General features: G+C 58.3%; 22 protein-coding genes and 1 pseudogene. 7 read left to right on the top strand and 16 right to left on the bottom strand.

Annotated elements, in window-relative coordinates; translation table 11 throughout:
• The first annotated feature begins 250 nt into the window (after positions 1–250).
• Together G9X68_RS17155 and G9X68_RS17150 are read left to right on the top strand one after the other, a co-directional pair.
• The gene (locus tag G9X68_RS17155) at positions 251–2,032 is read left to right on the top strand and encodes a sensor histidine kinase (protein WP_171603416.1); all 1,782 of its coding nucleotides are present in this window, start codon (positions 251–253) and stop codon (positions 2,030–2,032) included.
• Between the two features lie 23 nt (positions 2,033–2,055).
• On the top strand, positions 2,056–2,412 hold the full coding sequence (locus G9X68_RS17150) for a response regulator (protein WP_240603658.1): 357 nt from the start codon (positions 2,056–2,058) through the stop codon (positions 2,410–2,412).
• 107 nt (positions 2,413–2,519) lie between these two features.
• Here G9X68_RS17150 and G9X68_RS17145 read toward each other — a convergent pair whose 3' ends face one another.
• Positions 2,520–3,578, bottom strand: a complete 1,059-nt coding sequence (locus G9X68_RS17145) for a sensor histidine kinase (RefSeq protein ID WP_171603415.1) — start codon at positions 3,576–3,578, stop codon at positions 2,520–2,522.
• Complete coding sequence (locus tag G9X68_RS17140; RefSeq protein ID WP_171603414.1) at positions 3,575–5,017, bottom strand: DUF7125 family protein; 1,443 nt, start codon at positions 5,015–5,017, stop codon at positions 3,575–3,577. Before G9X68_RS17140 ends, G9X68_RS17145 begins: the two co-directional genes overlap by 4 nt.
• A gap of 182 nt (positions 5,018–5,199) precedes the next feature.
• Between G9X68_RS17140 and G9X68_RS17135 the strand changes: the two genes are divergently transcribed.
• Positions 5,200–5,385: a hypothetical protein gene (locus G9X68_RS17135; RefSeq protein WP_244956178.1), complete on the top strand. Its 186-nt coding sequence runs from the start codon at positions 5,200–5,202 to the stop codon at positions 5,383–5,385.
• Positions 5,386–5,414: 29 nt separating this feature from the next.
• Here G9X68_RS17135 and G9X68_RS17130 read toward each other — a convergent pair whose 3' ends face one another.
• From G9X68_RS17130 to G9X68_RS17120, 3 genes are all read right to left on the bottom strand, one after another.
• Positions 5,415–6,911, bottom strand: a complete 1,497-nt coding sequence (locus G9X68_RS17130; protein ID WP_171603413.1) for a phospholipase D-like domain-containing protein — start codon at positions 6,909–6,911, stop codon at positions 5,415–5,417.
• 118 nt (positions 6,912–7,029) lie between these two features.
• Positions 7,030–7,656 carry a BA14K family protein gene (locus G9X68_RS17125; RefSeq protein WP_171603412.1) on the bottom strand — a complete coding sequence of 209 codons (627 nt, stop codon included), beginning with the start codon at positions 7,654–7,656 and terminating at the stop codon, positions 7,030–7,032.
• A 64-nt stretch (positions 7,657–7,720) separates the two neighbouring features.
• Positions 7,721–8,119, bottom strand: a complete 399-nt coding sequence (locus G9X68_RS17120) for a DUF1236 domain-containing protein (protein ID WP_171603411.1) — start codon at positions 8,117–8,119, stop codon at positions 7,721–7,723.
• A gap of 418 nt (positions 8,120–8,537) precedes the next feature.
• Between G9X68_RS17120 and G9X68_RS17115 the strand changes: the two genes are divergently transcribed.
• The 3 genes and pseudogenes from G9X68_RS17115 to G9X68_RS32325 all read left to right on the top strand — a co-directional run.
• Complete coding sequence (locus G9X68_RS17115) at positions 8,538–9,032, top strand: DUF808 family protein (RefSeq protein WP_171603904.1); 495 nt, start codon at positions 8,538–8,540, stop codon at positions 9,030–9,032.
• Positions 9,033–9,568: 536 nt separating this feature from the next.
• Entirely contained in the window at positions 9,569–10,585 is a 1,017-nt protein-coding gene (locus tag G9X68_RS17110) for an ATP-dependent DNA ligase (protein WP_171603410.1), read from the top strand.
• Between the two features lie 135 nt (positions 10,586–10,720).
• A pseudogene (locus G9X68_RS32325) lies at positions 10,721–10,891 on the top strand (DUF6766 family protein); the annotation flags it as partial.
• Here G9X68_RS32325 and G9X68_RS17105 read toward each other — a convergent pair.
• The 6 genes from G9X68_RS17105 to G9X68_RS17080 form a co-directional block, all read right to left on the bottom strand.
• The gene (locus G9X68_RS17105; RefSeq protein ID WP_171603409.1) at positions 10,841–11,611 is read right to left on the bottom strand and encodes an NAD(P)/FAD-dependent oxidoreductase; all 771 of its coding nucleotides are present in this window, start codon (positions 11,609–11,611) and stop codon (positions 10,841–10,843) included. The pseudogene G9X68_RS32325 and the gene G9X68_RS17105 sit on opposite strands and share 51 nt — an antisense overlap.
• Before the next feature lie 49 nt (positions 11,612–11,660).
• Positions 11,661–11,822 carry a hypothetical protein gene (locus G9X68_RS17100; protein ID WP_171603408.1) on the bottom strand — a complete coding sequence of 54 codons (162 nt, stop codon included), beginning with the start codon at positions 11,820–11,822 and terminating at the stop codon, positions 11,661–11,663.
• Positions 11,815–12,294 (bottom strand): DUF2243 domain-containing protein, encoded by a 480-nt coding sequence (locus tag G9X68_RS17095; protein ID WP_171603407.1) that lies wholly within the window; start codon positions 12,292–12,294, stop codon positions 11,815–11,817. Before G9X68_RS17095 ends, G9X68_RS17100 begins: the two co-directional genes overlap by 8 nt.
• A complete protein-coding gene (locus G9X68_RS17090) occupies positions 12,291–12,551 on the bottom strand; it encodes a DUF982 domain-containing protein (RefSeq protein WP_171603406.1) in 261 nt (86 codons plus the stop codon). Before G9X68_RS17090 ends, G9X68_RS17095 begins: the two co-directional genes overlap by 4 nt.
• A gap of 827 nt (positions 12,552–13,378) precedes the next feature.
• Positions 13,379–13,681: a DUF1330 domain-containing protein gene (locus tag G9X68_RS17085; protein WP_171603405.1), complete on the bottom strand. Its 303-nt coding sequence runs from the start codon at positions 13,679–13,681 to the stop codon at positions 13,379–13,381.
• A 78-nt stretch (positions 13,682–13,759) separates the two neighbouring features.
• The gene (locus tag G9X68_RS17080) at positions 13,760–14,509 is read right to left on the bottom strand and encodes an SDR family NAD(P)-dependent oxidoreductase (protein ID WP_171603404.1); all 750 of its coding nucleotides are present in this window, start codon (positions 14,507–14,509) and stop codon (positions 13,760–13,762) included.
• 150 nt (positions 14,510–14,659) lie between these two features.
• On the opposite strand from G9X68_RS17080, the gene G9X68_RS17075 reads away from it, so the two are divergent.
• Entirely contained in the window at positions 14,660–15,538 is an 879-nt protein-coding gene (locus G9X68_RS17075; RefSeq protein WP_171603403.1) for a LysR family transcriptional regulator, read from the top strand.
• A 373-nt stretch (positions 15,539–15,911) separates the two neighbouring features.
• Here the strand turns inward: G9X68_RS17075 and G9X68_RS17070 are convergent, their stop codons facing one another.
• The 5 genes from G9X68_RS17070 to G9X68_RS17050 form a co-directional block, all read right to left on the bottom strand.
• The gene (locus tag G9X68_RS17070; protein WP_171603402.1) at positions 15,912–17,243 is read right to left on the bottom strand and encodes an efflux RND transporter periplasmic adaptor subunit; all 1,332 of its coding nucleotides are present in this window, start codon (positions 17,241–17,243) and stop codon (positions 15,912–15,914) included.
• A 54-nt stretch (positions 17,244–17,297) separates the two neighbouring features.
• Positions 17,298–18,809: a TolC family protein gene (locus G9X68_RS17065; RefSeq protein ID WP_171603401.1), complete on the bottom strand. Its 1,512-nt coding sequence runs from the start codon at positions 18,807–18,809 to the stop codon at positions 17,298–17,300.
• A complete protein-coding gene (locus G9X68_RS17060) occupies positions 18,809–20,008 on the bottom strand; it encodes an ABC transporter permease (protein ID WP_171603400.1) in 1,200 nt (399 codons plus the stop codon). Before G9X68_RS17060 ends, G9X68_RS17065 begins: the two co-directional genes overlap by 1 nt.
• On the bottom strand, positions 20,005–20,703 hold the full coding sequence (locus G9X68_RS17055) for an ATP-binding cassette domain-containing protein (RefSeq protein WP_171603399.1): 699 nt from the start codon (positions 20,701–20,703) through the stop codon (positions 20,005–20,007). Before G9X68_RS17055 ends, G9X68_RS17060 begins: the two co-directional genes overlap by 4 nt.
• A gap of 141 nt (positions 20,704–20,844) precedes the next feature.
• Positions 20,845–21,468, bottom strand: coding sequence for a hypothetical protein (locus tag G9X68_RS17050; RefSeq protein WP_171603398.1), 624 nt, complete (start codon positions 21,466–21,468; stop codon positions 20,845–20,847).
• Positions 21,469–21,508: the final 40 nt, after the last annotated feature.

The following is a 21,508-nucleotide window of genomic DNA, read 5'->3' as shown; positions in this document are numbered from 1 at the left end:
GAAGAGTTCATGAGACGGTTCACACGAGGCGGAACAAATGAGTGAAAGACGCCGGGCTCGAACTACCGACACCTAAACGCTTCCAAGGGCTTCTCGATAGAGCGTTATCGTCCTTGATCTCATTTTCAGAAGTTCAGGAACTTCTTGAGCTTCCTTGCGTTATAGCGGGTCGTGCGAGTGGGCGTCCGTTGATTCGACCCCGCCAAGCGCCGCAAGGGGGTACAGTGGTAGAATTCGCGTGGACATCGTCATGACAGTGGTCGATTTGCAGCCGCGGCCCGCGCGCAAACCGGCGAGCGGCTTTTCGGCATTGGCTGCGGTTGATCAGGATGTCTTGGACGCTGTCCCTATCGCTATTGCGGTATTCGACAGATTTGGCGGGATCGTCCGGCTTAACAAAAGCGCGTCGGTTCTCCTGCATCTTCCACCCCACGTCGACAACTCCACGGCGGTGAACCTTGCTCTTGCGGACGACAGTGGACCGGCGCAGGGCAGTCTTGCGCGCAGCATAATCGCTGAGTCTACGCCTCGTTACGGGTTGGAGCTAACGCTCGTCAGCCCCGATGGAGCTCGACGGGCGCTCCTCGCCGACATCGAGCCCTTGTTCGAAAGCAGCTTCGCCGCGACTGGGGCCATTGCCTGCCTTCGCGACGTCACCGACTCGAAACTTGCGGCCGAGGCAGCCTTAGCTCAGCAAAAGGACATCGAAGATTTTTTCGAGAACGGCGCGGTCGGATTGCACCTTGTCTCTTCCGAGGGCGTCATACTGCGCGCCAACCAGGCTGAACTGAAACTGCTTGGCTACGAGAAAGAAGAATATATCGGTCAGCCCATTGCTCGCTTTCACGCCGACGGGGATGTCATCGAAGACATCCTACGGCGTCTGTCGTTAGGAGAAAGCTTGCATCGTCATCCCGCAAGGCTGAAAGCCAAGGATGGATCGATCAGGCATGTCGAAATCACCTCGAACGCGAATTTCGGTGCGCAGGGCTTCAAGAATACGCGCTGCTTCACCGTCGATGTCAGTGATCAGTTCGAGACCGCCGCTGCCGCACGGGCAACCGAACAGAACGCGCGCGAAGTGCTCGAGGCGCTTCCCGCGGCGATTTACACCACCGATGCTGAAGGCCGCGTCACCTTTTTCAACCAGGCCGCGGTCGCCTTCTCCGGAAGAACACCCGTGATCGGGACCGACGAGTGGTGCGTGACGTGGCGGCTTTACGAGGCAGATGGGACCCCGCTGCCACACGACCAATGCCCCATGGCAGTGTCCCTCAGGGAGGGAAGGCCGATTCGAGGGGTTCAAGCGATCGCGGAACGACCGGACGGCAGCCTTGTGCCGTTCATGCCATACCCGACCCCTCTATTCGATGCCGATGGCAAAGTCATCGGCGGCATCAACATGCTGGTCGATATCAGCGCGCTTAAAGACGCGGAAAGAGAGCAGCGGATCCTGATCGATGAGCTCAATCATCGAGTGAAGAACACCCTCTCGACGGTGCAGTCCATCTCGGCCCAGACGTTGCGCTCGACACCGGAGCCGACTCAATTCGCCCCCAACTTCCAAGATCGGATCATAGCTCTTGCCAAAGCCCATGATCTTCTCACGAAGCGGCGCTGGACCGGTGTCAGCCTTGGTGAATTGGTCGATCAGGAAGTCGGCCCATTTGTTGGACCGGACCCATACCGGCTGGTGCTCGACGGCCCGGAAATAACGCTCTCTCCCAGAATCGGTCTGGCGCTTGGCATGGTTCTTCACGAACTGGCATCCAACGCACGGCAATTCGGGTCGCTGCAGGGAGAGTCGGGCGTCGTTCGGCTAAAATGGACGCTTTCCAAAGCAGAAGATGGCCCGAGTCGCCTGCAAATGAGCTGGGTTGAGCATGGAGGTCCGGAGGTGACGGTGCCGTCGCGGCACGGGTTCGGTTGCCGCCTGATCGAACGAAGCATCACGGACGATCTCGATGGCTCAGTCAAAGTCAACTTCCCCGCCAGCGGCTTCCGTTGCGAACTGGAGTTCCCGCTTCCTTGAGGTCCCCCATCGCAGACGGCCGGGTGAAAATCCGCGTCCTCATCGTCGAGGACGAAGCAATGGTCGCGATGTTGACCGAGGACATGCTGATTGATCTTGGCTTCGAAGTTTCTTCAATCGCTTCCAACCTCGAGGACGCGATGACGCGCGTTCGTGAAGACGATTTCGATGTAGCTTTGCTGGATGTGAACCTCCGTGGCGAAAAGGTCTTCCCTGTCGCGGAGGAGCTTTTGCTTCGGCAGATGCCGTTCGCCTTTACAACAGGATATGGGGCCGATGGTATCCGGCACGATCTTCGGGCAGTCCCGGTCGCCGCGAAGCCGTTTTCGGCGCGTGAACTGAGCGAGGTTCTTGCTAGAGCGCTTCACCCGTCGCCTTAGACATTCGGGGCATCCGGCGTCCTCCGCGGGCGGGTGCCGCCGAGACCGCTTGAGGTGCTAATCTGCCTCACACGGACGGCGCCGGCAGAGTGCTGCCTGAGCAGAGGCTAAACTGAGGTCACATGCTTTTGCGGCGTAATACGCGATAGCGGACCCCTCACCCTGCATCGAAACCCGTCTGGGGCAAAGGTGATGTCGGGAACCGATCCGAACAACGATCCGAACGCTGAGCGCACATATCTGGTGCCAAAGCCTTGCCGCGTCGGTTCACGCACCGGCGGACCGCCCGCTTCAATCCAGTTCAAGAATAAATGGGGCCCGCCCGCTTCCGCGATCGTCCAAACGAATTCGACCGTTCCATCGGGCTCAGACAGTGCCCCATATTTGATCGCATTTGTTATGAGTTCGTGCAAACACAGTGCTATCGTGGTTCCGGCCTCCCGGCTGACCGTGATCTCCGGGCCGCTAACATTGATGCGGCTCACGCCATCACTGTTGTACGGAGAGACCGTCAGGCCGACGACGTCGGTCAGCGAGACCTCCTCTCCGCCGGCCTCGAAGACAGCAGTATGGACGTTGGAAAGCGCCTGAAGGCGGTTTGTAAAATCGCTGGCCAGGTCGTCGACGGATACCGTTCCGCGCCGGGTCATTTGGAATATTGAACTGACACTTGCCAGGATGTTCTTTACCCGGTGATTAAGCTCCAGACGCAGCTCTCGTTCCCGTTCGATGGAATCGCGAACCTGACGCTGGCGCAGTCGCACCAGCAAATTCGACTGGATCGCGTTCACGAATTCCAACGGTGCGATCGGGCGCGTGTGGAACAGCAGGCGAGCATCCGGCCAGGAAGCCTGTAGTCGGTTGCGTATTCTCGCGACAGGCGCAGAACGCTCCAACAAGATGAAGATCGGAACTTCAGACCAGCCAGCCTGCTCGGCGAGATGTTCGGCAATTTTGCCTACGACGTCGGAACTTAGCGCCTCGTGGGTAATGACGATGATCCCGGGTGACAAGGCAAGATGCTGGACCAGATCCTCGTCCGCCTTCACTGCTTTGACCTCGATCGCCTGCTCACGAAGCGACGCCGCTATATACTCGGCGTCCTTGCGAAAAGGAGCGAGGACGAGAACCCAGTCCAGTTCGCTTTCGGTCGTAATGGTGTTCATTTCGGATCAGGCAGTGGATTATAAGCCACAACACTTACACTGCCGCTCTCGATCAGCAGTTCACGGACGTTAAGATCATGCGGTCCATGTCGCTTCTTAACAACTGTGATGTTTCGGCGCAGGCGCCCTTCATGCTCCATGATCCGAAGCAGCAGGACGGTGTCGCCGAGAAAGCTGACATCGACATCGATGCCAACATTTTGGCCGAGCAGGCCGTGCTGGGCGACGATCAGCATGGTGAGGACACCGGACCGGGCGAGATATTTCAGAAGGGACTGGATATCCCGAACGGCCTTGTCCCGATGCGGCAAGGAGTTAAGGTAGCCTGTCAAACTGTCGATCACCACGACCCGCGACTTGTTCTGCGTGACCGCCTCCTGAACGATCTGACCGAATTCACCGGGCGAAATTTCGTTTGGATTGAAATCACGAAGGACCAGCTTGCCATCCTTATGGAATTGCCTCAGTTCCATGCCCAGGCCCTCGGAGCGGCGGAAGAACGTCTCCAACCGCTCCTCGAACAGAAACAGGGCGACATTCTCCCCTCGTTCCAGTGCGGCAGTCGCATAAAGAGATGACATAGTCGATTTGCCGGTGCCGGACTGTCCGATCACCAGTGTCGTGGTTCCGGCCTCCTGACCACCGCCGAACATCTCGTCGAGTTCGGCGACGCCAGACTTGATAAGCTGTGGCTTGGCAATTTCCGGTGCGGTGCTCGGCATGATACGAGGGAAGACAACGACACCCTCACCTTCACGTATCGCCATGTCGTGGTAGCCATCAGCCACCGGTATGCCACGCATCTTGGAGACCTCGATGCGGCGGCGCACGCCCCCATATTCTTCCAGCGATTTGTCGAAGCGGATGACACCGTGGGCCAGCCCCTCGACCTCTTCACCGTTACGGTCGTTGCCGGCTGTCTGGGTGTCCAGCAACAGGGCCACGACATCCTGTTTTGCCAGGAAGGACTTGAAGCCGATCAACTCGCGACGGAAACGCGGGGAGTCGCCAGTGATCAAGCGGATTTCAAGTAGCGAGTCGTAGACAAGGCGGCGAGGCTTGTGTTTCTCGATCGCGGCTTCAATGGCTTTCCTGGTCTCGTCCAGCCGGAGATCGGTGGTCAGGAATATGCTCTGGTCGTCGGCCTCGTTGACCGTACCGGAGGTGGACAGCTCTTCGACGCGGATGCCGTCGAGCGTCCAGCCGTGCGAGACGGCAATGGCTTCGAGTTCTGCGGCTGTCTGCGAAAGCGTCACATAGATACAACTTTCGCCCGCCTCAACGCCGGCGCGCAGGAATTGCAGCGCGGCCGTTGTCTTGCCTGAGCCCGGGGCCCCTTGCAGCATGTAGAGGTTCGATGCGGGCAGGCCGCCGCGCAGGATTTCGTCAAGTCCACCAATACCGGTGCTGACGATCGAGGCCGCTTTCCGTTTTGTCATATTCGTCTTTCGCTGGGATTGTGTTGCGCAGATTGAGACTGATGGCGCGCATCGTCCTGGGAAGAGACGCAGTTGCTGTTATATTTCTGTTTCTCAAAACATCAACAGCAATGGACTGCCCAACCGGCCCCCAAGGGAGCACCTCAATCACGATTTTTGTAAGGTGTTGGATGGATCTCAAAATGGGTAGCACGATTTCTAACATTCTCGACGTGATCGAAGAAATCAGATCGCTCACCATCATGAACCAGCAGCTACTCAAAGAGCTGGAGGCGGTGGAAGCTGAGCGGCAGCGCGAGCGGGAGGCACTACTCCGCCTGGTGCGGGAACTCGAAACCAGGCTTGCCTACCGACCGGACGCGGCATAGCCTTAGCGCCATGCCCCAAAGGGCAAAGTTCATCGTTCCGCCGGCCTGAACTTTCTCCTTGACGGGATCGACAGCTGCCCCCGAAACAATCCTCGACTTTCAATCGGCTCCATTACTGCCTCAGGACCTTCCGGGTCGAGGATCTCGTTGTCGGCCAGCCATTGCTCCAGATCTGATATTGCCGGAGTTCGATAGGGGACGAGGGTGGGTCTGCTTCCAGGTTGATCCTCCGTTCTGATCTCTCTCAGAGCCTCGATCGCTTCAATGACCGATTTCGTCCGCTCAATGGTCAACGTGACGTCATCGGAGTCGACACCGAGGTGCTCGGCCAGGAGACTATCGCGCAGCTGAACGAGCTTGCCAGACAGATGGCGGTCTTGTCCGGCTTCGAAGGCAACGTCGCACTCGTTGTCGAAGCGCATGGATCGATTGTTGAAGTTCGAGGAGCCGACGCGCATCGCTTGATCGTCCACGATCATCAACTTCGAATGAACGTAGATAGGCACGCCATCGGTCGTTACAGGGTGGTAGATACGAAACCTTCCATGCGGATCATGAAGGCGCAGGGCTTCCGTCAGCCTTGCTCGTGCTGTGTCCATCGCCAGTTCACCAAGCCAGTTGTCTGCCTTGACCGGATTGATGAGGACGACTTCCGGGCCATCATATTCGGAAAGCCGCCTGGCAAGCGCCTGAGCGACAACCCGGGCCGCGAAATACTGGCTCTCCGCATAGATGGCCCGCTTAGCCGACATGATCATGTCGACATAGAGCTGTTCGATCTCGGTAACGCCTTTCTCGTCGCCATAGGCGGGACTTGTGCGAGAAATTCCGAGGGTCAAAGGTCCGAATGAAATGGCGCCTTTGATGGACAGCGGCTCATGCGGAATATCGACCGGAACCAGTTGCTCCCCGCCCGCGGATAGCCATCGTGAGCGGCAGAGGTCGCCAAGCGCTTTCGCAGACGGTCCTGCACAGAAGCTCGAAGCGTCATGCCAAGGACCGTAGGCCGTCCCATTCGGTTGCTTGCGAAGTGGATCGTTGTCCAGGTGTTTGCGCGTATCCCACCGACCCGCCGTGACGTCGATACCCCCACAAAAGGCGATCGCATCGTCGATCACAAGAATCTTCTGATGATGCGAACTGCCAACCGGATGGTTGCCGTCAAGGCGGACGTTGATCTGGCGGTGGAGCTTCCATCGCAAAAGATACGGAAGATTCGACAGTTTCATCCAATTCGACAGGAAACCGGGATTCCAGAGGAGAAGCCTAATCTCCAGGTTCGGGTTTTCCTGGGTTAGCCACAGTAGAAAATCGCCAACGTGGGCCGGCCCCTCAAAACATTCGCCAGGGCGGCCAAGGGTGATCGACGCATCGAAATCCCAACCGACGAGGAAAATCGACTTTCGGGCCGATCTCATCGCCGCCCGGGCCGCCGCGAAATAATCTTCCGCGTCGATTATGATCGCAAACTCGTCAGCCCGCTCCGCGCGCCATACGTTGGACGACGTTTGAAGCAGTTCCGGCATAGGGGTTTCCTCATTATGAACGTCTCGCCACGACCGCTCTTGAAGGACCAGACGTAGATTGCGTCAAGGGCGTCGTCCAGGAACTATCGTCGGAGGCTGGGCCCCGGCGAACAGCCGATTAATATCGGCGGATTTCGTTTTGCGCCGATGCTATAACTGCATGCGAAGGAGGAACGCATTTGCGGCGTGGACCATCGTAGGGCTGGTAACTGTTGTCCTCTTCCCTATAGGATGCATACCGAGCGGCGCACCAGGCAGCATAGGCATGGTCCAACGTGGATGCTCCATGGTCGCGATCATTCGCATTTGCTACGAGGCTATCCTCACCCAGCTGCGATGCGCCATATGGTGATTTGCAGCTGCGTGTCTCCCCGCTGTAGGAGCGGTAGCTATTGGTCGCCGGATCAAAGGAGCGATAGCGTTGCGAGCACCACTGGAGATGCGCCGTCGACAGGACGGGCCGGCTTGGCTCGGGCTTCGCGTGCATCGGGTCCGGTCGGCGATTTTCGACAGCCACTTTCGGCGCTTCCGTCACGTAGCTCGAGTAGGCAGCTGGCAGGCGCTGGTAGTGCTGCCTGCTAGGGTCGACGCGGACGGGGGAGGTTGTCCACAAGTCTGGCGCGTGCAGGCTCGCGACCTTCTGGGGCTGTGGATCCGCCATCACGAAGGAGGCGAATGATGCAGCAGCGATGCAGGCGCCGACGGAGCTCGCGATGCCAAATGTCAATGTTGCGATTGCCTTCATGACAGAATCCAAATCTCGGCTTGGCCAGCAGGCGCGGCAGTGGCCGCACCTGCTACTTTTCGCCTCACTTAATCACCTGGATCACCTTCCGCGAAGACGGATCGACGATGAGCCGCTCGTCGTTGACGACCGCATAGGCGTATTTCGGATCATCGGGGATGGGCGTTACAACGACGGTCTCGGGGAGCGGCTGGCCAACAACGACCTTTTCCTTGACGACGACACGCGTCGAGGGAGCCGGAGCTTCCCGCACATAGGTGACAACCTTCTGCGGCGGCGGATCGATCGCCGTGCCAACGACTGCCCCGGCAACGCCACCGACAGCCGCTCCAACCGGGCCACCGACGATGGCGCCAGTGACCGCGCCGCCGGCAGCACCGTTGACTGTAGACGACTGTGCGAACGCCGAGCCCGACATTAATGCTGCGGACACAGCCGCACCTGCGATAATCTTGCGAAGCATTTGAACCTCCATCTAAAACGGTCATCAGACCGTGCCCGAATAACGGATAAATTCGAGGCCTGTTCCGCAGGTAGGACCTTGGTCGGAGAGCAACTCGGCCTGTGGTCGTTACCCTGCGGGGAAGCAAGGCAACCTTCGTCGTGCTGAAGCCAAAATCACAAAGTTCATAATCGACCGACTGCTGAATTGCTGAAAGAGCCTTCGGAGAACGAGCCGCCGCCTTCCAACCTGCGCCCCGGAAGACGTGGCCGACAGTCGATTGCATGGCATCTCCTGCCGGGCCATCGAACCATCGAGATCGCGCTGGCCGGCCTCGGTTTCGCCGTCTGTCAGCGCCAGAACCTTTTGGTATCGAGGACCTCATCCAACGCGTTCTGGGCTGATTTGATCAGCTTGGTCCTGTCAGCATGGCTGATCAATTCGTCCGCCCCGGAGAGGCGTCTCCACCTCGAATGCCTATACTCAGGCCGCCGTACTTGCCGCCTTAGGCATACTGATTACAGCTGCCGTCTATGGCGTCGTCGCCCTGACCGTCAAAGCCGACGATATCGGCCTATACCTCACGCGAAGCACATCAGCGGCAGTCAGGAGGGCAGGATTTGGACTGGTCAAAGGCGTCCCGGTACTTCTGAAGACGCTCGCTGCCGTCGGGACGGCGGCCATGCTCTGGGTCGGGGGCGGTATCATCGTCCATAGCCTTGACGGGTTGGGCTACCACCGGCCGGAGCATCTGATCGAAGCTTTCGCAAAAAGTGTCGAACACGCTGTGATCGTTTTCCCGGCGATCATCAACTGGCTGGCAACCTCAATGGTGCAGGCGTGCCTCGGCGTCGTTGTCGGGGCCGTCGCGATTGGGGTGGTCAAGGCCTTCGGCGGCAATACGGCGGTCAAGGAAAACTGGGAGGAATTCTGATCGCCGCGCAGGCGTGGTCCTCGACGGCCAACTCTTCGGTCGTTTCGAGCTGCTCGGCATCGGTCTTCAATGCGTCGGGTGCCGCACCGCAAGCCTGTCGCCATCCCATCTAGCCGCCAGGCTGGCGTTGGCGTCGCGCTCCCGATCGGCGCTCCAATCAGCAGGATGCACGCGCCGCCGGGCAGCATCGTTAAAACCACAATATCCGCCTCGCGGCAGCCCTCGGCCCCTGTATTAGACGGCCAATGTAGGTAGTTCTAACACTTGGCGGGCAAAGGCTTTTAAGAAATACGTCGTTATCAGTCGGTCTGGATCTTTTTTGTGCGCTGGTCAGGACGATGGAGCATAGCAGACTTCCAATTCCTCCCATATTCTCCGCGTCACTTCTTCACACACGATCACATGGTTCGGCCCCGCATCTTTTGACCTACTTGCGCGTTTCTTTTGACCGTAACCAGGCAAGGTATAATCATGACCGACGACCAGCTTTCCCAGCCTCTCCTGACCTCGATCGCACGGACGAGGGCAGCAGCAAAATGACGAGTAAAGCTGCTGACACGGGTTTCGGTCTGTCCATCGAGGTCGAACCGATGGAGGCACGGTCCGCCGACGCCTTGCCGGCAGATGAAGGTTGGCAATACGAACCCAAATGGGATGGCTTTCGCTGCCTGGCATTTAAAAACGGTAGCAGGGTCGATCTGCGAGCGAAGTCCGGAAAGCCGCTGGGGCGCTATTTTCCAGAGGTGGTTGCGCTTCTGAGCGAGCTGGACGTCGAACGGTTCGTCATTGACGGCGAGCTGGTGATCGATCGCGACGGTAAACTGTCCTTCGATGCACTCCAGATGCGGTTGCACCCGGCCGAAAGCCGCATCAAAAAACTGTCCCGCGAAACCCCGGTGCTGCTCGTGATGTTCGACATGCTCATGGCTGCCGATGGCAACCCGATCCTTGACCGCGATCTGAGGTTTCGTCGCGCTGCTCTGGAGGTGTTCGCAAAAGAGGCCGTGCAGCCTGGTCGGTTGATTTTGTCGCCCTACACGCGTGACTACAATGAAGCGATGCGGTGGCTGTCAGCATCCGGAGGTGATACCGACGGCGTCGTGTGCAAGCGCCTCGACGGTCCGTATCTTCCGGGCGAGCGCGCGATGACAAAGGTCAAGCGATTGCGAACCGCCGATTGTGTGGTAGGCGGGTTCCGGTACGAGAGCGACAGCAAGCTCGTCGGATCCCTTCTGCTCGGCCTCTACAACAATCAGGGAGATCTCGATCATGTCGGTTTTACCGCCACAATCAGCGATGCGGAGAGACCGGAATTGACCGCAAAACTGGAAGCCTTGCGTGGTGAGCCTGGCTTTACCGGCAAAGCGCCTGGTGGCCCGAGCCGATGGAGCACCAAACGCTCGTCGCAGTGGGAGCCACTCAAGTCGGAGATGGTGGTTGAGGTTCGCTTCGACCAGGTGACAGGCCACCGCTTCCGACATGGAACCAAGCTTCTACGATGGCGTCCCGACAAGCGGCCGACCCAGTGCAAACTGGAGCAGATTGAGAGATGAGCTATCCGCGGATCTCAGCCGTTTTGCCCCATCCCCGCGCCTAAGCGACAACCCTTAAAACGACAGGATGATGCTTTGCGTATTATTCGAGATAATGGGCTGACCCTCGTGTTGGTCGCCTTTTCGCTTCTGACCATTGGCGGTGAAGAACTGGTCGAGCACGATGGCCGGCAACTCGATCTCCTTGCTTACGCTTCTTCCGGCCACTTCCTGTCCGCCATCTTCAAGAACTGGGAAAGCGAGTTTCTGCAGATGTCAGCATACGGCATGCTGACCGCATTCCTCTTCCAGCGCGGCTCCGCAGATCTTCTCGAGGTAGGACTTCGCGTACGCGGAAAGCTGTTCGGGAAAGGCGGCGAGTATATGCGTGGTCCCGCTTCCACGAGAATCACTCTCAGATTGTCCGGGCCGCAGGTTTCGGAAATCGCGGCTGATCATGAAGCGACCGAGTTCGGAGATCGCGCCTGCCATTTCGACGCCCGTCGGTCCACCACCGATAACGATGCTGGTGAGCAACGCCTGCTTCTCAGCCTCGCTCTTCGCTCGCTCCGCCCGCTCGAATGCCAGAAGCAGTCGATGACGGATCTGCCGCGCCCCGTGAATGCTTTTCAGGCCGGGTGCGAACTGTCGCCATTCCTCGTGTCCAAAATAATTGTAGTCGGAACCGGTGGCGATGACGAGTTGATCGTAGGAAAGCAGACCACCATCAAACAGTGACACCGTGCGCGACGACGCGTCGATACCGACCACCTCTGCCATGATCATGTTGATGTTTTTGAAACGGGCAAGTGTCTTGCGGATCGGTTCGGCGATGTCTGCCGGCGACAGGGCCGCGGTCGCGACTTGATACAGCAGCGGCTGAAACAGGTTATGATTGCGGCGGTCAACGACCGTAACGCTGGTCCCTGGGACATTGCCGAGTTCGATCGCACAAGCGAAGCCGCCGAAATCGCCGCCGATGATGACGATATGGCGAGAGATACGTTGTTCAGCGTAAAAACCAGGCCGGTCGCTATTCAAAGTCATTCTCAGGCTCCGTCGATTGTTTCCCGGATGTCGCCTATCTGACCATGCGTCATGTCGGGAGGCCGAAGCAGCGCAGTGAAAGCAGGTCTTCAAGCGTAAGGCTTGGGCCGAATAGGAGATACGACCATACCGGCCGCGTCGCGAAGACGAGGCCCAATGCAAAAGCTGCCCAAATCATCGCCGTGCGGACTTCACGCAGCATCTCAACCATGCCGTCTCCTCATGGTCATCGCGCCGATGACGACCATCGCGCCACCCCAGGCAAGAAAACCGAGGTCCCAGAAGAGCCACTCGTCACGAGGAACGGTTTCATTGACGTGGTGCAAGCCGAGCACCTGGTGGTCGATAACGCCTTCGACGAGGTTGAACACACCGAAGCCGATGAGCATCGTCGCGATAAGTTCGCCCGTCGACCAGCGGAAATGGCTGCGGCGACCGGACCGCCAGAGGATAAAGAGGCCGACAAGGACAAAGACGTAGGTACCAGAGTGGAAGACACCGTCCCAGAAGGTGTTGAGTTCAAGGTTCTCAATCGAGGTGATCGGGTACCAGGAGCTCAGCATATGATGCCATTGCAGAAGCTGATGAAGAACGATGCCGTCGAAAAAGCCTCCGAGGCCCAAGCCTAAGAGCAGCCCGGCGGACAGCGGGAAGCTTCGAGTGGGCCGTTCCAATCTTATCATGCGAGTACCTTGGCCGAGACCGCCGCTTCAACAAATGCGCTGCGGGCAAGCTCCGGGCTACCGTGCCTGGCGATCGCGTCAACGCAACGGCGCTTGGCGACGCCGTATTCCGACTGACTGCTCGATGGCCAGCGATGGAGAAGCGCTGCCAATGCCGCGTCCGGCCCGCCGATGCGTTCCCGCATGCCGTTGCCAATCCGGACGAAGACGGGCGATTGCCACTTCACCAAGAAATTGACATCGATGACCTTGTCCATAAATGACCTCTCTTCAATTCGTCCGGACAAACCTCCGCGCGGGATGCAAGTTCCCTAGCCTCCCCGACTTAAATGCAATCAAACTAGCTGCGCCATGTCCGCGAGCAACGAACTTCCTGGCGTAGCAAAAGCTTGTCGGTCAGGAGATTGGCCAGGGGGATCTGGGCGGAGGGCGAGAAGCGACGTGTTCCGAGATTAGTCGGTGCGGTTGAGCGCGAAGGTTTCGAAGAGCTAGGCTCTTGAGGATATGGGCCGCCGACGCCGTTACTCGAAGAGACTGCCCGCTCCTAGGCAGGCAATCGGAGGCGGACATCCAAGGTGTCTGGTGGAGAGGTCCAGGTGGCGCAATGCGTTTAGTTCATTGCGAATATGATGCCAACGTTGCTGCGGTTCGCACCAACCTCTCGCTACCTACTTCTCGCCCAACATTATCTCGGTCGGCCGCCATGCCTAGCAAAGAAAGGTCCGAGCAGACAGTAGAACCGTACCAGCGTTTTCCAACCCTTGCCGGGCATAGTCTGAACCTAGCTGCCATCACCCACCCCTCGCGGCTTGGTCGGTCCAAATAGCATGGAATGGTCGTACCAGCGGCATCAGGGCCATCGCTGGGTGCGCGACTTGGTCCATGATCTGACGGCTCGTCAGTAAGGTGGGCACATCGGATAGCTATTGGCGCAAAAAGCTGTAGACCGTGTGCCGAACACGGACCAAGAAGCCCCGATGGCCCGGCCCTTTGGGAGCATTTTCAGACCCTGGGCAAGCCGTTGGCCGTTCTTTTTCTAAGCGAACGCACCATTAACATCAACGGTTGGTCTTGGCGCTTACGGCTACGATTTTCCGAGACTAACGCCCTCGACAAAGAAGGCTTTGGATTTTGATCCGGCATGCCGAAACTTGACGGCGGCTTGATAAGAAGGACTTTCGTACCAGGCACGGGCGGCTGTCATGTCCGGGAATTCAAGGATAACTGCAGCTTCGACGTCATCGCCTTCAACTTGATCCAATGCGCCATAGGCAGCGAGTGGTTTTAAGGAATGACCTTGGGCGGCGAGCGCTGCGCGGGGTCCATATTCAGCGAGAGATGCCGGGTCGGTTGTCTGCTCACGGATCATAACGAAATAGGCGGACATGGTTTGAATCTTTCATTGATGATGAGGCATTCTACCTGCGGACCCCATCAGTCCGCAGGCACTGCTCGTGGTTCGTCGTCAGACTTGGGCCAGACCTCCGTCAATGGGGAGATCGATACCGGTGACGTAAGACGACTCGTCTGACGCCAGGAAATACGCGCCGGCTGCAAGTTCCTCCGGAAGGCCGAGGCGGCCAAGAGGCGTCATCGAGGCAAAGACGCCCTTGGCGGCTTCCGATGCTTCATCGCTGTCGAACTGACCACGAATGATCGGCGTCTCCGTTGCGCCGGGGCTCAGGGTGTTGACGCGAATGCCCTTCTCCTTGAGCTCCTGTGCCCAAACCCGGACAAGGCCACGGACGGCCGCCTTGGTGGCAGTATAGATGCCATGCGCGGGAATACCCTTCACGTTGACGATCGACGAGATGACGACGATCGATCCTCCACGGTTCATGAGCGGCAAGGCTTTCTGCACGGTGAAGACGACCCCCTTCACATTGATGTCCATCGTCTTGTCATAGTGGGCTTCCGAAAGGTCGAAGATCTTGGCGTGTTCGACAAAACCTGCGTTTGCGACCACAATGTCGACGACTCCTTTTTCGGCTTTGACCGCTGCATATAGCCGGTCGAGATCGGCGAGGCTGCTCACATCTCCCCGTACCGTCGAGACGTTCTTGCCGATTTCGGCTTTGGCCTTGGCAAGTTCAGACTCCCGGCGACCGGTGATGAAGACGTGGGCACCTTCGCGGACAAACCGCTTGGCGGTCGCCAGCCCGATACCGCTCGAACCACCGGTGATGACTGCGATCTTACCTTCGAGACTCGACATTGGATGCTCCTTATAACCGCTGACAGCGGATTGGTTGACCTCATCAAGCGATCGAGCAAACTTCGCCGTCGCTTATGAAATGAATATTGCCATTCCGGGGGCCACGCGTCAGACTGCTTGAGGAGATAATGGTTATTCTGGCGAGGAATGATGGACCGGCTGCAGGCAATGTCGACCTTTGTGCGCGTCGTCGAAACTGGCTCATTTTCGGGCGCGGCGCGGCAGATGCGCATTGGGCAGCCTGCGGTGTCAAAGACCGTCGCGCAGCTTGAGGATTGGCTGCAGGTGCGCCTGTTGATACGATCGACACACTCGCTCGCGCCTACGGATGCCGGCTTGCGTTTTTACGAGCGCGCCCGCATTGCTATCCAAGAAGTCGATGAAGCTGAGCTTGAGGCTCGTGGCGCTGGCGCGGGCTTGTCGGGGAGACTGCGGGTCTCGGCGGCGACTACCTTTGCTCGGTTGATGATTGTCCCGCGATTGCCGGAGTTCCTGGCGCAACATCCCTCACTCGATGTCGACATTCTTCTCGATGATCGCGTTATCGATGTCGTCGCCGAAGGGATCGACATATCGCTTCGCATGGGTGCACTGGCAGACTCGACAGCTGTCGCACGAAAGCTTGCGACTGGCGCCCGGTCAGTCGTCGCTACTCCGGATTATCTGGCGCGGACGGGCATGCCGAAAATACCAGCGGACCTGGTGAATCATCACGCCCTGGTCTACAGCCAGATCGACGACACTTGGGCATTTCGGCGAGGGGAAGAGATAGCCTCCGTGACTGTCCGTGGCCGCGTTAGGCTTAGCGCTGCGGAGGGGATCCGAGCCGGCGTTCTTGCAGACATGGGCTTAGCGGTCACATCTGATTGGATGTTCGCGCCGGAGCTGGCAAGCGGTGAGGTGCAGCGACTGCTGCCAGACTGGACGCTTCCAACGATTGATCTTTGGGCCGTCTACCCGTCAGGCCGCTTGGCGAGCGCCAAGGCGCGCGCGTTTGCCGACTTCGTAGGAGGCATCCTGGCTAAATAGTAGATGCGACGCTGGCTCAGTTTTCCGGCCCGAACCCCAGGGTGGTCTTCAGTGACCGCCTTGAACGGATTCGAACTGAAGACCCGTCATTGCCTCAACCAGGGTCAAACAGCAACCCGGGTGGACGATCGTTCGCCCCCTAAAATCGGTGCGAAGCACTGGTGGCCCTTGCCAGGGTCCATCGGATAGCGTCGCGGCAACTGCGCTGGGCCAGCATTGTGACCCAGCCCGTCGATCTTCTGCCCAGGCCGGCCTCTAGAGAAAGCAAAGCAGGGTAATGCAGGTCCCCCTCCAGGCCCTTGGGATCCTTCACGGTTCGGCGCTGGTGCAACGCCCGCGGAGCATAAGGCCGTCACAAATCAATATGCCCGAGCTAATTTCTAGTGGTACCCGGCACTTTTACAGTACTGCCGGCATTCAATCCGGAAATCACCTCTATCCCAGCAGGGAACGTCTCACCCAGAATAACAGGCACAAGGGCCGGTCCTTTGTTATCCACAACGGTTAGGACAGCCTGATCGCCGTTGCGAGAGACCGCGTCGGTTGGCACGAGAAGCGCAGCTGGATTGAAATAGGTCTCGACCGTCATACGAGCAGACATGCCAATTTTGATGGACGTTCGAAGCGTTTCCCCCGGCGCGGAAAAAGACGCTCTCACTTGAAATTTCGGTGGACTTCTGGCGCCAGCTGTCGTGTCCGCCTCTGCGCTGACAGACACGATATTACCATGCAGTGCCTGATCGGGAAAAGCATCGCTTGCGATCGTGACCGGCTGTCCGATTTTAATGCGATTGACATCGATTTCATCTACGACGCCCGTGACCATAAAACTACTCGTATCGGCAATCGCGAACAATGCGGCTCCGCGTGTGACGCTTGCCCCAGGCTCGGCTGAGATAACTTCCCGATTGCTGGCGTTGACAGGCGGCCGCGTCAGGATGCCTGCAACTGCGGTTGCCACCTTCGCGCCCGCCATTTGCTGCTTTAGGTCGTTGAGGCGACTTTGCGCATTCTCCAATTCTAGCATAACGAGCTTGCGATTATCATCATTGCCGCGCGCTTGCGTGGCGTCCAGTTCGTCCCGGGTGCCATCGACCGTGTTCTTTTGAGTGTCTCGCTGCTGCACAAGGTTATCGAATTCGTTCCGGGAGACGATGCCCTGATCGAGCAACACTTTCAGTTCGCCGACCTGCCGATCGAGTGTTGCAAGGCCACCCTGTGCAACATCGAGCGCTCGTTTTGCCCGCAACATATCGGGACCGTTCACCCACTTTTCCAGCGCATCGGCCGCCATTGCCGCTTTCAAATAGACCGATTGGGCATCACGGTAGCGGCTGGCAATGTCGCTCGTGTCCATCACAACAAGTACGTCGCCAACCCGGACGGGATCACCAAGCTGGACGTGCCTTTCCCGTATCACCCCGTCGAAAGGAGCAACGATTGCAACGGACTTCCCCGCCGCGATTGTACCGACGATATCGAGCTGTCGCGACACTGCCTGCGATTCCACGACGATCGTCCGTTCGGAAGGCGTGGATTTCCCGATGCTTTGGGTCTCGCTTTCGCGAGGTTGCCACAGCAACGCACCAGAACCAATCCCGAGGATTGCCGCGCCTGCGGCCAGGGAGGTCCAAAGTCGCGCGCGACGAGGACGACCAAGTGGCTCCATCAGCAAGTTTTGAGCTTCGACGGATTGGTTTTCCACATGCCTTGCCTCGTCTACAGGTCCTGGCTGATCTTTCCTTGGGTGCGTCATATATCAGTCCTTCAGATTGATGTGCCAGGTTGCGAGTGTCGTGCCGAGTTGCAGGTCGAGTTGTGTCAGCGAGTTCAGGTAACCGATCCGCGCGCTCAGCAGTTGAGTCTCGCTGTCGCGCAAACTCCCTTCCAACGACTGGACTTGGAAGGTTGTCGAGCGGCCGGCATTGAGCTTCGCCTTCTCTACTGTCACTGCCTGCAACGCGAGATCGCGCGACTTTTCGGCGATGGCAATCTGTTGCCACAGAAGATCGATCTGCGACGCCGTTCCACGAATCTGCATCTCAATGCCGGAACGGATCACCTCAAGCTGCAGCGTTGCATTCTGATAGCTGGTGTTGGCATCGACGAGCTGCTGTTGGCGGCCGAGATCGTTGATCGGAATGGTGAATCTCAAGCCCGCCATCACATTGGCAATGCGGTCCGAGCCCATGCCCTCGCTATGTTGGCTTCCGAACCGGGCATTGGCGTATAGGGAAACATCCCAAAGCTGCTCGTTTTTCGCCACCGTGATGCCAAGCTTATTCTGTTCGATGACATAAGCTTGGCCGATATAGTCCTGGCGTTCCGAGAGCGCGATCGGCAACAATCTGGCAATAATAGTATTGGCCTTCTTTGGATCGATACTCTCAACGGCGACGACCTTCGTGCCGAGATCCAATGCAAGGAGATCGAGGAGCATCAGGCGGCTGGTTTCGAGGATCTGCCGGGCCTGCAGGACGGCGAGCTTCTGACTTTCGATATCGGCTTGCGTCTGGACGGCTTCCATCGCTGCCATGCGTCCACCGGCAATCAGTGCGTTGTTGAGGGTGAGAAGATCCTCGGCTCGGTCGAGCGAGGCCTGGGCCAACTGCAATTGCTGCTGGGTGGATAAAAGCGCCCGATGCGCAAGGATGATCGTAGCAATCGTTTCCGAGATGGTAGCATTCAGGCGAAGCTTGTTCACCAGCTCGCCAAGCCGAGCTGACCGAACCGGGGCCATATTCACGTCGACGCCCGCTCCCCGCAGCAAGGGTTGCTCTATTCCGATCTGTGCCGCCGAGCTAAAGCCGTTTGCCGTGTCCTGCCAATTCGCCGTCGTGTTCCAGGCAAAGTCGATAGCCGCACCCGTCGTGGTCAGCAGCGAAACACCGGGAGAAACTTCAACCGTGGAGGACTCGACGCCGCCGATCCGCTGGCGACTAACATTGCCTGATATTCCGAATTGCGGATTGAAGCGGTCTTCCGCAACCAAGAGACCGAATTTTTCCGACGCTCGATCGATGTAGGCGCTGCGGATCGTGCGGTTATTCCGCAACCCGAGAAAGACGGCATCCTCCAGTGTCAAGCGCGCTCCGGAAAAAAGTACTGGGCTGGCGGCGGCCGACCGACTGGCTTGCCCGATGTCTGCGCTAGCATCCATTTGAGCTGGTCGCGGAATTGGAATAGGCACATTGCGAGAAGCTCGCGCCCCACTTGGCGGAAACGCCAAGGCACTGATCATCATGAGAGCGATCATAGAAACGCGGTACATTACTCGCTCCTTAAGGCCGCAACGGGATCTAGCCTGGCCGCTCTGCTTGCCGGATAAATGCCGAAGAACAGGCCGACGATCAGTGCCATGCCCGCCCCCAGCGGAAGCGCCAAGGGTGCGGCTTCAAACTGCCAACCGGTGCCATCGGCGAAGATCCAGCCTGCAAAGTAGCCGATTGCCGTGCCGATCGCGCTGCCGATGACCGCAAGGATGAGGGTTTCGGAAAGGAACATCAGCCGAATGTCCTTGCGCCGAGCCCCGAGCGCCAAGCGTAACCCGATCTCCTGCCGTCGCTCCATGACGCTCATCAGCATCACGTTCATGATACCGACGCCGCCGACCACAAGCGAGACCGCGCCAATGCCGAGAATGAGGCTCGCATAGATGCGCATCTGTGCATCAATGCTGGCGATCACTTCGCGCGCCGTGGTCACCTGCATGGTGCCCCCCTGGATCTTGTCCTTGAAATATGCCTTGGTCGCCTCTGCGGTTTGGAGGTCATTTGCGCCGGGCGCCAGCCTACCGGCTATGTTGGTGATAGCGGGACTTGCCACGATCCGCCGTGCTGCTGCGAAGGGGACTACGATCGACCGATCGAGTTCGATACCCAGGATGAAATTGGCCGGCGTATCGTTCAGCACACCAACCACCGTGAGGATCTGGTCACCGAAACTGATCCGATCGCCAACCACGACGGCTCTTCCGGCCGTTGCCTCGATTTCGGCAGCGATCCCCGCTCCGACCACGGCAAAGGGTGCGAAGCCGTCGAGATCGGAGGTGACACGGCCACGCTGAAGGCGCGCCTTTGCAAGCGAATAGATTCGATCCGTCGCGGAGATGATGGTCACCTGCAGATCGACCCGTCCGACCCGAATATTGCCTCCGCTCTGGACCATCGCCGATACCTCCGAAAGGCCGATATTTCGTTTCGGTAGATCGAGAACGTCGCCGACATACACCTGCGCCGTCGAAAACCCCGAGGCTTGCGGCTGCATCATCACCAGGTCGGTTCCCAGCGTCTCGAACTGGCTCAAAGCCGCCTTCCGGCCATTGTGTCCAACGTGCAGCATGGCGATCACTGCCGCAGTTCCGATGGCGATGCCGACCAGAGCCAACACACCACGGCCCTTGACCGTCCGAATATTTTCGATGGTTTCCCGGATGATCTCGATTGCTATGCCGCTCCCGCTGCGCATCATGCCGTCTCGACGCTCTTGAGGGTGGCGGAATTGTCGTCAAGGACCTTCCCGTCGCGCATGACAATTCGACGCGGACAGCGCGCCGCGATCGTTGGATCATGGGTGACAAGCAGGACCGTCAGCCCGAGAGCGGCGTTCAGTTGAAGAAATAGCGACAGGATCTCAGCAGCCGTTTCGCTATCAAGATTGCCGGTTGGCTCGTCTGCCAACAGCAATATTGGATCGTCGACAAGCGCGCGGGCGATCGCGACACGCTGGCGCTGACCGCCAGATAGCTCGTCCGGGCGATACAGCATGCGTTCTGCGAGACCGACGCGGTTGAGTGCGTCTGCCGCCATCGCTCGCCGCCGACGTTTTCCGATGCCGCGGTAAACAAGTGGAAGCGCAACATTGTCGAGTGCCGTGTAGCGAGGCAGCAGATGAAACGATTGGAAGACGAAACCAATCATCCGGTTTCGAATGTCGGCGGCCGCGTCGGTGGACAGGCCTGATGTCTTCATCCCAGCGATCTCTATCTCCCCAGCCGTGGGCTTATCGAGGAGACCGATGAGGTTCATCAGAGTTGTCTTGCCGGACCCGGAAGACCCCGTCAGCGCGCAAAACGCCCCAGTTTCGATAGAAAGGGTTATGTTTCGGAGGACGGAAGTAGCATTTCGCCCGCCATATATCTTGCTGACATCATTGATTGCAAGCACGGGGCCCCCGAGGTCAAGCCAGCCTAGTAAAGGCTAAACCATAGCAAGCTTGCACCCTATTTCGCAACTTACAATGGAGGAATTGCGCCGAAATTGTCGAGGCTAAGTTTGCCCCCGCCGCTGCGGAGCTAAGAACATGCGTTATTTCGGCGTAGGCCAAGTCAAATAGTAGCAATTGCCGCCGATTTGACCCATGTCGGCACTCTGGCCCGTCGCCTTGTCAACGTAGGCGCCAGATGCCGTGCGCAAGTAGTTCCCGCTGTCGTCCCTTGCTAGATGATCGTTGAGAAAGTCCATCCATCCCTCATCGTCATATTTCATCGCAGACCCGGAGGCGTTCCCATCCGCGTCATAGAACGCAATGTCCCAGGCGTTGGTCTCGGGACTTTCGATCGTGAGGGTTCCAGCATTCAGCGCATCGATGACCTCACCTGCATAGGGTGACCATCCCTTCGCAGCTTCCTGCGTATCTCTAAGATAGTCTTTGAATGAGGAGCTCGTCATATCAAGACGGGGGGTCTGCGTCCAAACCTGTTCCGTTCCAGCTGGCAAGCCAATCTCTGCAGCGAGACTCTGCATCCAACTCCCAGCAACATTTGCGTGGCTTTTCGAAGCCTCGATTGCCGTTGCGGAAGAGGAGGTCGATTGTCCGGACTGTTTTTCGTTCCCGCCTTGGCTGGAGACAGCGCTGTCTGATCCGGACCTGAGGAATTTCAGCGCCAAATCGGCCGACAGTTGACGGGTTGTGCTTGATACGATCTGCATAACTGCCTCACCATGGTTTGAAGAAATACAACGATTGGAC

Origin of the sequence: Rhizobium changzhiense, from assembly GCF_013087625.1 — a bacterium.
Classification (GTDB): domain Bacteria; phylum Pseudomonadota; class Alphaproteobacteria; order Rhizobiales; family Rhizobiaceae; genus Rhizobium; species Rhizobium sophorae.
This window is presented reverse-complemented; position numbering and strand designations above follow the sequence as displayed.

What these genes read in the sequence shown, in the direction of transcription:
- G9X68_RS17080 (WP_171603404.1), bottom strand. Translation starts at nt 14,509, where the DNA reads ATGTCGAGTCTCGAAGGTAAGATCGCAGTCATCACCGGTGGTTCGAGC.
- G9X68_RS17090 (WP_171603406.1), bottom strand. Translation starts at nt 12,551, where the DNA reads ATGGACAAGGTCATCGATGTCAATTTCTTGGTGAAGTGGCAATCGCCC.
- G9X68_RS17095 (WP_171603407.1), bottom strand. Translation starts at nt 12,294, where the DNA reads ATGATAAGATTGGAACGGCCCACTCGAAGCTTCCCGCTGTCCGCCGGG.
- G9X68_RS17100 (WP_171603408.1), bottom strand. Translation starts at nt 11,822, where the DNA reads ATGGTTGAGATGCTGCGTGAAGTCCGCACGGCGATGATTTGGGCAGCT.
- G9X68_RS17155 (WP_171603416.1), top strand. Translation starts at nt 251, where the DNA reads ATGACAGTGGTCGATTTGCAGCCGCGGCCCGCGCGCAAACCGGCGAGC.
- G9X68_RS17120 (WP_171603411.1), bottom strand. Translation starts at nt 8,119, where the DNA reads ATGCTTCGCAAGATTATCGCAGGTGCGGCTGTGTCCGCAGCATTAATG.
- G9X68_RS17135 (WP_244956178.1), top strand. Translation starts at nt 5,200, where the DNA reads ATGGGTAGCACGATTTCTAACATTCTCGACGTGATCGAAGAAATCAGA.
- G9X68_RS17125 (WP_171603412.1), bottom strand. Translation starts at nt 7,656, where the DNA reads ATGAAGGCAATCGCAACATTGACATTTGGCATCGCGAGCTCCGTCGGC.
- G9X68_RS17130 (WP_171603413.1), bottom strand. Translation starts at nt 6,911, where the DNA reads ATGCCGGAACTGCTTCAAACGTCGTCCAACGTATGGCGCGCGGAGCGG.
- G9X68_RS17075 (WP_171603403.1), top strand. Translation starts at nt 14,660, where the DNA reads ATGGACCGGCTGCAGGCAATGTCGACCTTTGTGCGCGTCGTCGAAACT.
- G9X68_RS17110 (WP_171603410.1), top strand. Translation starts at nt 9,569, where the DNA reads ATGACGAGTAAAGCTGCTGACACGGGTTTCGGTCTGTCCATCGAGGTC.
- G9X68_RS17050 (WP_171603398.1), bottom strand. Translation starts at nt 21,468, where the DNA reads ATGCAGATCGTATCAAGCACAACCCGTCAACTGTCGGCCGATTTGGCG.
- G9X68_RS17085 (WP_171603405.1), bottom strand. Translation starts at nt 13,681, where the DNA reads ATGTCCGCCTATTTCGTTATGATCCGTGAGCAGACAACCGACCCGGCA.
- G9X68_RS17145 (WP_171603415.1), bottom strand. Translation starts at nt 3,578, where the DNA reads ATGAACACCATTACGACCGAAAGCGAACTGGACTGGGTTCTCGTCCTC.
- G9X68_RS17060 (WP_171603400.1), bottom strand. Translation starts at nt 20,008, where the DNA reads ATGATGCGCAGCGGGAGCGGCATAGCAATCGAGATCATCCGGGAAACC.
- G9X68_RS17105 (WP_171603409.1), bottom strand. Translation starts at nt 11,611, where the DNA reads ATGACTTTGAATAGCGACCGGCCTGGTTTTTACGCTGAACAACGTATC.
- G9X68_RS17140 (WP_171603414.1), bottom strand. Translation starts at nt 5,017, where the DNA reads ATGACAAAACGGAAAGCGGCCTCGATCGTCAGCACCGGTATTGGTGGA.
- G9X68_RS17065 (WP_171603401.1), bottom strand. Translation starts at nt 18,809, where the DNA reads ATGTACCGCGTTTCTATGATCGCTCTCATGATGATCAGTGCCTTGGCG.